Annotated in this window: 12 protein-coding genes; 10 read left to right on the top strand and 2 right to left on the bottom strand. The window is 63.4% G+C overall.

What is annotated here, in order from left to right:
- The first annotated feature begins 784 nt into the window (after positions 1-784).
- Positions 785-1,147, top strand: coding sequence for a hypothetical protein (locus tag ACTJK6_RS06015; protein WP_440838533.1), 363 nt, complete (start codon positions 785-787; stop codon positions 1,145-1,147).
- A 64-nt stretch (positions 1,148-1,211) separates the two neighbouring features.
- On the opposite strand, the gene pdxR is transcribed toward ACTJK6_RS06015, so the two are convergent.
- A complete protein-coding gene (pdxR, locus tag ACTJK6_RS06010; RefSeq protein WP_440838532.1) occupies positions 1,212-2,744 on the bottom strand; it encodes a MocR-like pyridoxine biosynthesis transcription factor PdxR in 1,533 nt (510 codons plus the stop codon).
- Between the two features lie 188 nt (positions 2,745-2,932).
- Here pdxR and ACTJK6_RS06005 point away from each other — a divergent pair, with 188 nt between their 5' ends.
- From ACTJK6_RS06005 to ACTJK6_RS05990, 4 genes are all read left to right on the top strand, one after another.
- A complete protein-coding gene (locus ACTJK6_RS06005; RefSeq protein WP_414560251.1) occupies positions 2,933-3,688 on the top strand; it encodes an SDR family oxidoreductase in 756 nt (251 codons plus the stop codon).
- 93 nt (positions 3,689-3,781) lie between these two features.
- Entirely contained in the window at positions 3,782-4,261 is a 480-nt protein-coding gene (locus ACTJK6_RS06000; RefSeq protein ID WP_322018993.1) for a carboxymuconolactone decarboxylase family protein, read from the top strand.
- A gap of 4 nt (positions 4,262-4,265) precedes the next feature.
- Positions 4,266-4,670 carry a cupin domain-containing protein gene (locus tag ACTJK6_RS05995; RefSeq protein ID WP_440838531.1) on the top strand — a complete coding sequence of 135 codons (405 nt, stop codon included), beginning with the start codon at positions 4,266-4,268 and terminating at the stop codon, positions 4,668-4,670.
- 219 nt (positions 4,671-4,889) lie between these two features.
- Positions 4,890-5,285: a hypothetical protein gene (locus tag ACTJK6_RS05990; protein WP_440838530.1), complete on the top strand. Its 396-nt coding sequence runs from the start codon at positions 4,890-4,892 to the stop codon at positions 5,283-5,285.
- 75 nt (positions 5,286-5,360) lie between these two features.
- Here the strand turns inward: ACTJK6_RS05990 and ACTJK6_RS05985 are convergent, their stop codons facing one another.
- Positions 5,361-6,140: a TetR/AcrR family transcriptional regulator gene (locus ACTJK6_RS05985; RefSeq protein WP_316868435.1), complete on the bottom strand. Its 780-nt coding sequence runs from the start codon at positions 6,138-6,140 to the stop codon at positions 5,361-5,363.
- Between the two features lie 120 nt (positions 6,141-6,260).
- On the opposite strand from ACTJK6_RS05985, the gene ACTJK6_RS05980 reads away from it, so the two are divergent.
- From ACTJK6_RS05980 to ACTJK6_RS05960, 5 genes are read left to right on the top strand one after another with little or no spacing between them, the layout of a single operon-like run.
- Positions 6,261-7,946 (top strand): bifunctional 3-(3-hydroxy-phenyl)propionate/3-hydroxycinnamic acid hydroxylase, encoded by a 1,686-nt coding sequence (locus ACTJK6_RS05980; RefSeq protein ID WP_440838529.1) that lies wholly within the window; start codon positions 6,261-6,263, stop codon positions 7,944-7,946.
- A gap of 9 nt (positions 7,947-7,955) precedes the next feature.
- A complete protein-coding gene (locus ACTJK6_RS05975) occupies positions 7,956-9,026 on the top strand; it encodes a VOC family protein (protein ID WP_440076717.1) in 1,071 nt (356 codons plus the stop codon).
- 33 nt (positions 9,027-9,059) lie between these two features.
- Positions 9,060-10,016 carry a fumarylacetoacetate hydrolase family protein gene (locus ACTJK6_RS05970; protein WP_440076718.1) on the top strand — a complete coding sequence of 319 codons (957 nt, stop codon included), beginning with the start codon at positions 9,060-9,062 and terminating at the stop codon, positions 10,014-10,016.
- Positions 10,013-11,977 (top strand): acyl-CoA synthetase, encoded by a 1,965-nt coding sequence (locus ACTJK6_RS05965; protein ID WP_440476606.1) that lies wholly within the window; start codon positions 10,013-10,015, stop codon positions 11,975-11,977. The genes ACTJK6_RS05970 and ACTJK6_RS05965 overlap by 4 nt, the downstream gene beginning before the upstream one ends.
- Positions 11,978-12,035: 58 nt before the next feature.
- Positions 12,036-12,923: an OmpW/AlkL family protein gene (locus tag ACTJK6_RS05960; RefSeq protein ID WP_232042123.1), complete on the top strand. Its 888-nt coding sequence runs from the start codon at positions 12,036-12,038 to the stop codon at positions 12,921-12,923.
- Positions 12,924-13,316: the final 393 nt, after the last annotated feature.

Genomic DNA, 13,316 nt, shown 5'->3' with positions numbered 1-13,316 from the left:
CGGTCGGTCTGGGGCGCGCGCGCGGCACGCCGTCACCGCTGGTAATCGGCACAAGACAGAAGAACTGCAGTCCGGCGAGCCGCTTTTATTGCGGGCCTTTCCCATTCGGCCGAGATGCCGCCACGCCTGTATGCGGCTCAGCCGGCGATCGCGGCGGCGAAGTCACGATACGAGCTCGACATCGCCGGCCTGCGGGACCATGCCACCGCTTACGTCGCTCTCAGCATCCAAGCGCGGAGCACGAGGCCCAGACCGTGGAGTTCGAGTGTTGGAGAGTGAAGCTCGACTCTGGAACCGTGGAGGGCGATCTTCAGACAGTGACGCTCCACTGTGTGAGCTTCAGGCGCCAGTCTCAAACCGTCGGAGGGCCACGCTTTGACACTGACGCCCGACCCTCGAACGGTGGAACGCCAGTGTTTGACCCTGAAGTTCGACTGTTTGAGGGTGACACTCCACTGTCTGAGAGTGGAGCGTGACCTTCCGACTGTCGCTGCGCGTGAATCAATAATCCAACTTTCGCCGCTGCTCCCATCGCTATAATCCATCCCGCTGCCGCACCAACGGCAGCCGGGTTTGGCGACCTGCATAGCAGTTCTTAGAGAGGCTATCGCGCAAGCGATGGTCCGCTCCTGCTCGCATGCGTTTTTTATGGCGGGCCGGGCGGGGAGACCTTCGGGTCTGCCGGTCGTTCTCTAAGGGCCGGTTCGCCAGCCCCGCCGTCAGGCCCGCCACCCCTCGTCTGGCGACGAATGGCGTGCCTCCACTGCAACTTAGAGAGGCCGACATGCCACCTGTCGAAAGCGGGCACCGCCCCGCGTCTTACCCATCTCCACCCGCACCACCCACGCCCACGTCATCCGACACAGGCAGGCTCACCAAAAACCGCACCTACCTGAACGGCGCCATCGCAGCGCAGGCGTATCTCAAGCGCACGCGCACCGCCATGTGCACACACGGCCAATGCCGGCCGGGCATGCTGCGTGAGCAGCTTCAGCACCTCTCCACACACGCGTTCCCACCGGCTTTTATCAAAGGCTTTATGGATGCGATTGATGCGTACGTATCAATGTCGCTCTGGGGCCGCGATGTCGATCCGCAGACGTGGGACGTGCTAGCCGCCATAGAGCGGCGTGGCTACAGCCAATAACAACAGATTGACGCATTCCCGGGACGGGCGGGAATGCCCAGGCCAGCCGGGCGGAACCATCGTGTCAGTCAGGCAAGCACGTACGCAACGTTTGAGCGAGTCGGGCCGCTTCACCTGCATCGGCAATGTTGGCGAAGCCGATCACAAGACCGCGCGGCACATGGGGTGTCCGACCATTCGCGTACCAAATTGAAAGTGGCAGCACGGCGAGCCCGGCCTCACGCGCACGCGCGGCAACGGACACATCGTCGACCGGCCCGGCTGTCCCGTCGGTGAGGTGCACCGCGAACTGGACGCCGCCGGGCGGCAATTCGACGCGCAATCGCGGGCCGAACGCATGCTCCAGCGCGTGCGCGATCAGCATGCGGCGCTGCGCGTACAACGCACGCATGCGCTTTACATGGCGCGCGAAATGTCCTTCGTCCATGAAATCTGCAACGGCCGCCTGCAACAGGGTTGGCGAGCCGGCGTTCATGCTGCACGCCACCCGCCCGACGCGCTCGATGGCGCGCTCCGGCACGACCGCATACGCGAGCCGCAAACCGGGAAACATCATCTTGCTGAACGTGCCGCAATAGATAACGTGATCATGGCGGTCAAGGCTCTTCAATGCCGGCAATGGCCGGCCTTGATAACGGAACTCGCTGTCGTAGTCGTCTTCAACAATCCAGCGAGACCCTTTCTCGGCCCAATCCAGCAGCGCCATGCGTCTGGCGAGCGAAAGCGTGTGCCCCAGCGGGCTCTGATGAGACGGCGTCACCAACGCAAAGCGCGCTTGCGCGTCCAGTGCGATACCGCGTTCGACGTTGAGGCCTTCTTCATCCACCGGCACCGGCACAAGTTGGATGCCCGTTTCGGCAAGAAAGCTGCGCGCCAGCAGGTAGCCAGGGTCTTCAAACCATACGCGATCGTTCGGTTGCGCGAGACTGCGCAGCACGAGTTCCAGCGTTGCGCGATAGCCGCCGGTGACGAACACCTGCTCGGGCAAGCAGGTGACGCCGCGTGCCAGCCCGAGATAGGTGGCGATGTGTTCGCGCAGCGGCCGGTAGCCAGCCGGATCGGGGTACGCAAGCACGGCACGTTCGCCGCTGCGCGCGCGGCGCGATACGAGCCGATTCCATACCTTGCGCGGAAAGGCGTCCAGCGCGGGCAGGCCGGGTTGCAACGGGCGCGGCTCGCCGCTCATTGCGACGGCGATTGTCAATGGGCGCGCGGGGGTTTGCGGCATCCGATCTGACGCGTCGGACATCTTTTGTGCGCGCTTTTTTCCCACGTCCCGCTTGCCGCTTGCATCTTCCGCCGCGGCCCGACGTGATGAGCGCACCACCGCGGCCGGCAGCGACGGCGACACAAACGTGCCGGCCGCCCCGCGCATCTGCAGGTAGCCCTCATCAACAAGGATCGTATAGGCCAACTCGACGGTGCCGCGCGCCGTGTTCAGTTGTGCCGCCAGGCCCCGCAATGCGGGCACGCGATCGCCGGGGCGCAGATGCCCAGCCGCGATCGCCGTCCTGAAGCGCTCGCAAATCTGCTGATAGACGGGCAATGCCTCTTGCCGATCGATTTCGATGGTCAGCGCGGGTGTGGGAGCGGTCATGGCGGCCTCGTCTGCAAGAGAGGTGGAAACGACTTGGACTAGTCATTTCGACAATTCTTGGCCCTTATTTATAGGGCGTGATTGTTCCACACTGGCCTCAAGCGATGCGACGACAGCGACATGTTCGGACGGCGCCGCGCCCCTCCAGCACCTTGTGCGTTCACTGACTCTCATCCGGAGAAGTTGCCATGAAGATTGTCGTCATCGGTGGTTCGGGCCTGATCGGCTCACGTGTTGTCACGCTGCTCAGCGAAGCAGGACATGCGGTGCTTGCCGCCTCGCCGCGCAACGGCGTCAACTCCGTAACGGGCGAGGGCCTGAGCGACGCACTCACCGACGCGGATGTCGTTGTTGATGTGACGAATGCACCGTCGTGGGAGCCGCAAGCGGTGCTCGACTTCTTCCGCAGCTCGGCGCGCAATCTTGGCAAGGCAGAAGTTGCCGCGGGTGTGCGCCATCACGTTGCGCTGTCCATCGTCGGCACGGATCGGATGGCGGACAACGCCTATTTCACTGCCAAAGTGGCGCAGGAAGAAGCCATCGAAGCGGCCGGCGTGCCGTACACGATCGTGCGTGCAACGCAGTTCATGGAGTTCATCGGCGGCATTGCCGACTTCAGCACGGTCGCAGGCACGGTACGCGTGGGCGACGGCCTGTTCCAGCCGATCGCGGCGGACGATATTGCGGCAATCCTCGCTCAGGTGGCACTCGCGGCACCGCTGAACGGCACGGTCGACATTGCCGGACCGGACCGCGCGCCCTTCGCCCAGATCATCGCGCGCTATCTGGAATCCATCGGCGACGCACGCCAAGTGGTGACCGATCCCGACGCGCGGTACTACGGCGGCCTGGTCGAGGAACTGTCGCTCGTGCCGCTCGGCGAGGCTCGAATCGGTCGCATCGGTCTCGATCAATGGCTTGGCACGCAGGCAAAAGACCGTTGATCAGCGGCTGACATATCCCAAACAACAAGCCCAGGGCGGCGCATCTCGCCGTTGCCGGGCACGACCACTCGGTCTTCTCCACTGGAGCGCTTCATGACGCAACGCCTCAACTACTTTCAGCAATCCCCGGAACTGAGCAAGAAGCTCGTGGAACTCAACACGCTGCTTCAGAAAACCACAATCGAGACGTACATCCGTGAGCTTGTCGAACTGCGCGTGTCGCAAATCAACGGCTGCGCATTCTGCGTCGACATGCACGTCAAGATGGCGAAGATCCACGGCGAGCGTGAACTGCGCCTGTACCACGTGGCGATCTGGCGGGAGTCGACGCTGTTCTCGCCGCGCGAGCGTGCTGCGCTGGCGTGGGCTGAAGTGCTGACCCAGATTCCCGCCTTGGGCGTGTCGGACGACATTTACGACAGCGTGCGCGCCCAGTACTCCGAAAAGGAGCTGGCCGATCTGACCTTCTTGGTGGGCGCGATCAACAGCTGGAACCGGCTGAACGTGGCGTTCCGCATGGTGCCCGGTTCGTCGGACAAGGCATTCGGCCTGGACAAGGCCCACCTGGAGTAATGCCATGAAAAATCCAGTGTGCTTCGCTGCAGCCGTGGTGTGTTCGTGCCTGCTGATGGCGCAGTTGGTCAAGGCGGCGCCAGAAGCAAGCGTGACGCCGTTGCGCTCGGAAGCGTTGCCCGAGTTCCCGGGCAAGGAGGCCGAGATGATCGTGGTGGACTATCCGCCGGGCGCGGTCGACCCCGTGCATCGTCATGACGCGCACGCCTTTGTCTATGTGCTCGAAGGCAGCATCGTCATGAGTTTGAACGGCGGCAAGGAGGTCACGCTCAAGGCCGGCGATACGTTCCACGAAGGTCCCAACGATGTCCACACCGTCGGGCGCAACGCCAGCGCCACGCAGCCAGCCAAGTTTGTGGTGTTCCTGATCAAGAAGAAAGGCGCGCCGATCCTGACACCGGTGAAGTAGCGCTGTCGTCCACGCCCGTATTGGCGATCCAGGTGTCGGTTGTGCTGTCGCCCCCAATGACAAATCGAATGGCGCGCGAATCTTGAGCTATCTCAACGGATGAGCAGAACAGCCGCCTAGCATGAAAGGGACGGCGTGCGTGACAAACGCATGGCGCTCATCCACTGCTTGCGTCGCGCTGGGAAGCAAGATGCAAGCGGGTTGTTCACGGAGATTGTCATGCGAGGCTGGCTTATCCCCATCATGCTTGCGGCGACGCTGAGCGGCTGCGCGTCGACCGAGTCCGTCAAGGCGTCGCAGCAAGAAAGTGTGCATCGGGTCTACGCGGCACCCTACAACTCGGTCTACGCTGCCACACTTGCTGCGGCGAAAGCGCAGAAACTCGAACTCGTGGAAAGTGACCCGGCGGCAGGGCGCATTGTTGTCTCCCACGGCATCTCCTTGTGGAGCTGGGGCGAACGCATTGCGATATGGCTGCATCGGCTGAACGAGTCGAACACGGACGTGGCGATCGTGAGCAAGCCGATCCTCGCGCCGCTCAACTTTCCGCCGGACTGGACATCGAAGCTGTTCGAGCAGATCGCGACTGAGCTAAAGGCTCCTCCGGCAACCTAGTAAGGTTGCGCGCCACCATCGTCCCGGCACCGGTCGTAAGCGGGACCGTTCTGCCGTATAAGTTCGCAGGGTCTTCTACGGTTGCGCTTGTAAAACCTCGGCGTTTGCGCCCATCTTTGGCAATGGGCGATGCGCAATCTCTTCGGCTTCTGTGTGGCTCAATCCGAGCATGCGCAGCAGCGCGGATGCCGCCCGTTCCGGAAGATCGCTTTCATTGGGGGCTAGGTCTTTCAGCAGCGTGGCTGCCGGCTCCGATTGCGCATCGATCTGCACGCCTACAGCCACGGCGGCGAGGACGGTGCCGCCAACGGAAATCAGGCTCATCAATGGATCGGGTGCGTCAAACCGACGTGCCGCCACGCCCCGCCCGATGTCGCGAAGCAGCCGCTGGCCAAGCCCACGGCTGAGGATGCGCGGCGAGAATCCTTCGCGAATCAGGAATTGCCCCCACACCGGCTCACGTCGCGCGCGTAGCAGCGTGTGCCGCACGGATACGGCAATCACTTCGGCAGGGTCGGCAAGGCCGCCGGCAATCCGGTCCAGCGTGTCTGCGAACTCCTCGAACACCCAGTCCGTCAGCGCCAGGTAGATCGCCTCTTTCGATTCGAAGTGGTTGTAGAACGAGCCAAAGCCGACATCCGCGGCCTCGGTGATCTCGTTGATCGCAACGCCCTCCATTCCCTTCTCGGCCATCAACTTGAGCGCTGCCTCTAACAGGCGCGACCGTGTCTCGCGTTTGCGACGCGCTCCACGTGGCTCCTTTTCTTCAACGACGGTGGCGGCTCGTGCGGCCGCGGTAGCCGCTGTGGCGGATTTGGAGGCCTTGGCGGGGCGGGGCGGGGAAGTCCGGGGCATGGAGTCGAGTCGATGAAGCGGGGGTTAGAGTTTAACCTGATCAAAGTTGACAAAGTTATCAGTTATGATTTGAATATCGAAAACGCCCAGCCCATGGGCGATACAAGAACAGGAGTTCGCGTGGAGACAGCTGCACACGAGGCGCAGGAAGCGCTTCCGTTCGCGCCTCGATCAACTCAGGCGGTCGATTTGCCTTCCGCAGTCGACGTGCTGATCGTGGGTTTCGGCCCAGTAGGCGCCATGGCGGCAAATCTGCTGGCCAGATACGGCGTACGGGTACTGGTCGTGGAAAAATCCACCGAGATCTTCATGGCGCCCCGCGCCATCGCACTCGACAACGAAGCGCTGCGCATCCTGCAGATGGCGGCTATCGGCGAGCGCGAACTCGACACCATCGCGATCCCGTTTGTGCGTATGCGCTCGCCGGTGTTTGGCGAATTCGCACGCGTCAATACGCTCGGCGGCGCCGATGGCCATCCAAAGCTCGTCACGTTCTACCAACCCGATCTCGAGCGCAGCCTGCGGCGCCAGCTCCAGCAGTACGACGGCGTGCACACCGCGCTGGGCGCCGAGTGCAACGGGCTTGAGGCCGCCGACGACCACGTCGTCGCCTCAGTCGCGTTGGCTTGCGGACAGACGCATCGCGTGCGTGCGCGCTACGTCATCGGCGCAGACGGCGCCAGCTCCGTCGTTCGCGGGTTGATCGGCCAGGCCTTCAAGGGCAAGACGTTTGCCGAAGACTGGCTCATCGTCGATGCGCGCAACGTGCCGAGCCCGATCGACCACGTTGAGTTCCTCTGCAACCATCGCCGCCCGACGCCTCACATGACAGCCCCGGGCGGCCGCGAACGCTGGGAGTTCATGCTCAGTCCCGGTGAGACGCGCGCCGAAATGGAATCGGACGAACGCATCCGCACCTTGCTCAAGCCTTGGTGCAACGTCGACGACATCGTCATCGAGCGCAAGGCCGTCTATCGCTTCCACGCGCGCGTGGTCGATACGTTCAGCAGGGGGCGTGTCTTTCTTGCCGGAGACGCAGCGCACATTACGCCGCCCTTCGTTGGACAGGGGCTTGTTGCTGGTCTGCGGGATGTGGCCAATCTCTGCTGGAAGCTGGCATGGGTCGTCCAGGGCCGCGCGGCGCCGGGCATTCTTGATTCGTACGATCGCGAACGCCGCCCGCATGCGAAGGCGATGATCAATCTCGCGAAGTTCATGGGCAAGCTCGTGATGCCGCGCAACGCCGGCGTTGCGTTGCTCACGCACGGGCTCATGCGCTTTGTGCGCATGGTTCCCCCGTTGCGTACCCAGCTCGAAGAACTCGGCATCAAGCCGAAGAACGCGTTCGCACGGGGCCTGTTCGTCAATGGAAAAGGTGGTTCCCGGTTGCGCCGTGGCGCCGTGCTTGCCCAAGGCTGGGTCCGCGGCAGCGATGGCACGGCTCAACTGAGCGATGACGTATTCGGCGGCGCGCTCGCGTTGATCGGCTTTGGCCAAGACGTCAGCACACAACTGGATGCCGACACGGCCAACACGTTTGCCGCCGCCGGCGGCAAGGTGTTCCGCATCACGCATCGCGGCCAGCGCCTGCACGTGGCGCAAGGCGAGTCGTGGGAAGACCTGGAAGGGGTTTTCCTGCCGCGTTCGGTGCCCTTTGGCTGGGCCGCTGTCGTCCGCCCCGATCGCACCATCGTCCATGACGGCCCGGCACAGGACGCCGCGCGCCTTGTACGAGAAAGCCTCGCATTGCTCGGCGCATCGGCCGGGCAGGCGTCTTCCCTGGCACCCGCCGCACGCGCCGCTTGAGGTCTCACCATGAAACTCACGACTGCCCAACCTGCCCGCCACCCGAACCCGACCACCAAGGCGATCGAACTCGCTTACCTGATTTTCGAGCGGCCAGACCTGACCAAGGCAGAGCAGTTCCTGACCGACTTCGGTCTGCACACCGTGGCGCGCGATGACGAACGGCTGTTCATGCGAGGCACCAGTGCCGCCCCGTTCTGCTACGTCGTCCACAAGGCAGATACAGACCGCTTTGTCGGATTCGGCTTGCGTGTTGCCGACAGCAAAGACCTGGAATCGCTGGCCCGCGTGCCGGGTGCGTCAGCCGTGGAGCCCATCACCGCACCGGGCGGCGGACTGAGCGTACGCCTGCGTGATCCGTCTGGCTTTCGCGTCGACGCCGTCTGGGGCCAGGCGCCCAGCGGCACGCTGCCGCACCGTTCGGCCATGGCGCTCAACACGGCTGACAGCATTGTTCGGGTGAATGACACGCAGCGCGTTCAGGCGAAGCCGCAGGAGGTCATCCGCCTGGGCCACGTCGTGCTGGAAGTGGCCGACTACCAGGCCACGAGCGCTTGGTACACACAGCACTTTGGCTTCATTCCCAGCGATGTGCAGGTGCTGCCCGATGGCTCACCGGCGGTGGCGTTCATGCGGCTCGACCTGGGCGCAACGCCTGCCGATCACCACACGCTCGCGCTCGCCCAGGGCTTCGCGCCCATCTACAGCCACAGCGCATTTGAAGTGATCGACGCCGATGCCATCGGCATGGGGCAGCGCATCCTGCGCGAACGCGGCTGGAAGCATGCGTGGGGCATCGGCCGGCACATCCTGGGCAGCCAGATCTTCGACTACTGGCAAGACCCCTGGGGCGACAAGCACGAACACTACTGCGACGGCGATATGTTCACCGCCGACCAGCCGACCGGCATCCACGCCGTGAGCCGCGAAGCGATGTCGCAATGGGGTCCGGTCATGCCGCGCAGCTTTACGAAACCCAAGCTCTCCCTCTCCAAGCTTGTCGCCCTGCTGAAGAACCTGCGGAACAGCCCCGACCTGACAGTCGGCAAGCTGCGCACGCTGGCCAAGCTCTTCGCGTAACCCCGCTTCATTTACCGACAGCCCCGATACGCCATGACATTGAATGTTCTGCATTACCGATACCAGGGTCGCGCCCAGTGGGGAGTGATCCGCGCCGGCATGATCACGCCCGTCCCGGGGGAGTATCCGACCACCTCCGCCTTTCTCCAGTCCAACACGGTCGAGGCGCTGTCCGGATTGGCCGGCCACGCCATCAAGGTGTCGGAGGTTGAGATCCTCTCGCCGGTCACGCGCAACCAGCAGTTCATCTGTCTGGGTGCGAACTATCGGCAGCACATGATCGAGTCGGGCATGAATCCGGACGCCAAGCACTTCAACATGGTGTTCACCAAGGCACCGGGCTGCATTGTTTCGGCCACTTCGGATCTTGTGCGGCCACGACACGTGCAGTTTCTCGACTATGAGATCGAACTCGGCCTCGTCATGAAACGCGAGGTAACAACGCGCCAGCCGGTAACCGACGCCAACCTGCACGAGTACGTAGCCGGCATCGTCATCGTGAACGACTACTCGGCGCGCGACATCCAGATTCCGCAGATGCAGTTCTACAAGGGGAAGAGCTATCGCACGTTCGGCCCGGTAGGCCCGTATCTGTGTCTGCTGCAGCCGCGCGACTTTGGCCGGCTGCGCGACCTGCAACTCAGGCTGACCGTCAACGGCGTGACGCGGCAGAGCGACTGCACCGCCAACCTGGTTCACGGCCCCGCAGAGACCTTGACCGAGTTGTCGGGCGTTCATGATCTGCACACCGGCGACCTGATCGCCACGGGCACACCCGCCGGCTGCGCGCTGAGCGTTCCGTCCCCCGCGAAGCAGCGCATCGCCGCGCTGTTGCCGGAAGTTACCAAGTGGCGGATGTTCATGAAGGTGCAGGCTGCGCGCCCGCAATACCTGAAGCCCGGCGACGTTGTCGAAGCGCGCATCTTCAGCGCAGACAGCGAGATCGACCTCGGCACGCAGCGCAACCGCGTGGTGGAAGACGCAGCATGAACGGCATTGCAAACCAGAGCGACATCCTCGCCATTGAAGCGCGGGGAATGCCCGCAGACCTACCGACCAGTACGTACGAGATGATCCGGCGCGGCGCCGCCATCAATCCGTCTGCTCCGGCGCTCTCGTTCTTCCTGCGCGCGGCAGATCATCGCAAGGCGCAGACGTGGACGTATCACGAGCTGGTGCGAGACATCACGCGCACGGCCAACCTGTTGACGCGGCTCGGTATTCGCCGCGATGAAGTGGTGGCCTACGTGCTGCCGAATCTGCCCGAAACACATTTCGTGATCTGGGGTGGTGAGGCAGCAGGCACGGTCTGCGCCATCAACCCGCTGCTTGAAGGGCCCGCCATTGCCGATCTGCTCAAGGCTGCCGGCGCGCGCGTGCTGGTCACGCTTGCGCCGTTTCCGGGCACCGATCTGTGGCCGAAGGTGCAGCGCATTCTGGGCGAGGTGCCATCGCTGGAGCATCTGGTGCTCGTCAACCTGGCCGACCGCGTGCGCGGGCCCAAGGGCTGGATGGCGCGGCTCGTGCAGCGCCGGGAATGCAAGCGGCTGTATGGCCGGGAAGGTGTGCGCGCCGCCGTGCCGCGACATATCCACTTGCACGACTTCGGCACGGCGATGGCGCGTGAATCTGGCGCAACGCTGGCGTTTCCGCGCGTCTTCAAGGCGGGGGATACCTCTTCATATTTCTGCACAGGCGGCACCACCGGCCTGCCCAAGATTGCCATGCGCAGCCATGGCAACGAGGTAGCCAATGCGTGGGCCGCAGGCCAGTTCCTGGGCAACAGCGTCGGCCCTGGCAAAACGATCTTCTGCGGGCTGCCGCTGTTTCATGTGAACGCGGTGCTGGCGACCGGGCTTCTGCCGTTCTCCAAGGGGGCGCACGTGGTGCTCGGCACCCCCCAGGGGTACCGCGGCGAAGGCGTCGTCCCCCGCTTCTGGGAGATCGTCGAGCGCCACCGCATCAACTTCTTCAGCGCCGTGCCAACGCTTTATGCAGCATTGCTCGATGTGCCCGTTGGCAAGCGCGACATCAGCTCGCTGCAGTACGGCCTGTGCGGCGCGGCACCCATGCCCGTCGAAGTCTTCCGCACGTTCCAGCAGCGCACCGGCGTCAAGATTCTGGAGGGCTACGGCCTGACCGAAGGTACGTGCGTGAGCAGCGTCAACCCACCGCTGGGCGACCGGCGACTCGGCTCTATTGGCCTGCGCGTACCGGGCCAGCGCATGAAGGCCGTAGTGCTCGGTGAAGACGGCCGGTATGTGCGTGATTGCGGTACGGATGAACCTGGTGTCCTCGTCATCTCGGGCCCGAACGTATTTAGCGGCTACGTGCAACCTGAGCACAACAAGGGCCTGTGGATCGACCTGGGCGATGGCCGGGCGTGGCTCAACACGGGTGATCTCGGCCGCATGGACCATGACGGCTACTTCTGGCTGACCGGCAGAAAGAAGGAGCTCATCATCCGCGGCGGCCACAATATTGATCCGGCCACCATTGAAGAGCCGCTGCACCGGCACCCGGCTGTCCAGATCGCGGCGGCCATCGGGCGACCCGATGCACATGCCGGCGAGCTGCCCGTGGCGTACGTCCAGCTCAAGCCCGGCGCCACAGCCAGCCGCGAAGAACTTGCCGACTTCGTCCGCCAGACAATCCTTGAGCGCGCCGCGCAGCCAAAGCAGATCCACATCGTTGATGCCATGCCGCTCACGGCGGTGGGCAAGATCTTCAAGCCCGCGCTCAAGCGCATGGAAACCGCCGATGCCTTGCACTGCGCACTGCGCGAGGCAGGCATCGAGGGCGTGCGCCTCGTGCTGGACGAAGACAAGACCACCGGCATCTCGGTACGTGCCGGCCTGCGTGACCCAGCATCGCACGACGGCGTGGCAGCGGTCCTTGGCCGATTCCCGTTTTCGTTTTCTATCTCGCCAGACGGAGGCGCGCCTCCCTAGTCCGTCACGCCCCAGCCTGCCTTAGCCAATACAACGATTTCAAAACAGGAGACACACCATGGCGCACTTCACTCTGCGCTTCGCCCCCGCTCGTTCTTTTTTTGCCGTGGCAGCCGCCATCGCAATGGCAGCGCCCGTGGCGCATGCCCAATCCAACGAGGCGCAGACCGCCAGCGATGGCAGCTTCTTTGACCGCTACATCCGCGGGCGCAACGTGCTTTCGGTTGGGGTGCTTCATATTCAACCCACGGATTCGTCAACGCCGCTGTCCACCTCGACCAGCGCGCTCGGCCTGGGCACCTATGAATCGCCTGGCACCAGTGCCAAGACGGGCAGCTCAACCACGCTGTCGCTCACGCAGACGTATTTCGTTAACGACAACTGGGCCGTCACGGCGGTCGGCGGCATCCCGCCCACCACGAACATCTACGGCCGCGGCAAGGTCGTGGCGCCCGTGCCGGGGCTTGGAAATCTAACGCTCATTGATCTGGGGCTGCCTAAGAACAACCCCGTTGCATCTGCCCGTGCGTGGAACCCGGCGCTCATTGGGCAGTACTACTTCGGCACCGCGCAGAGCAGGCTGCGCCCGTTCATTGGCGCGGGCGTCAGCTACAACTTCTTCACCCAACTGCGCCTGAACTCGAATTTCGTCAGCGCCATGCAGAACCTCGGCCAAGTCCTGCAGTTGGGCATGGGCCAGATCCCGACCGGCCCCGCCAAAGTGTCAGCAGCGACCTCCAGTTCCTGGGCGCCCGTAGCCAACATCGGCATGTCGTACGAGTTCGCCCCGAACTGGACGCTTGTCGGTACCGTCGCCTATCTGCCTTTGAAGACTACATCCACCATCACGCTGCGCAGCCAGGAAGGCCAAGTGCTGGCCGTCAACAAGACGCAGATCAACGTGAAGCCGGTCGTCTTCAGCCTGAATGTTGGATACCGGTTCTAGTGGATCGAGAATGGAAGGCCAATAGCCAGCGTCGAAACTCTGCGGGCGGCATGCGGCCCTCAAACAGTCGCATTCCACTGTCTGAACTCCGAATTTTCGACCTCCGGGGCGACTCAGGCCAGCCTGTTTCACGGTTGAATCCGTTTCGGCGTTTTTTTTGAAGAAGCGCCATCGCCAAAGCGCTCAGGTGTAGTGCGTTCGAGCCTTTAGCCGACTTGGTGTGATTTTTGCACGGCTCATACGACCTCAGCGCCATCAGCCCTTTACATAGCGCGGTCAGAACGTTCGACAAGTGGCATCGAGAGGGAATGGCACGAGGGCCGTCAAATCTCGTTGTTGCGGCAGTGTTTGGAAAACCGGGACGAGCGCTTCCCTGAGGTGAGGGAGGCACGT

This window comes from Ralstonia sp. 22086, from assembly GCF_052045975.1.
Lineage (GTDB): Bacteria > Pseudomonadota > Gammaproteobacteria > Burkholderiales > Burkholderiaceae > Ralstonia > Ralstonia wenshanensis.
This window is presented reverse-complemented; position numbering and strand designations above follow the sequence as displayed.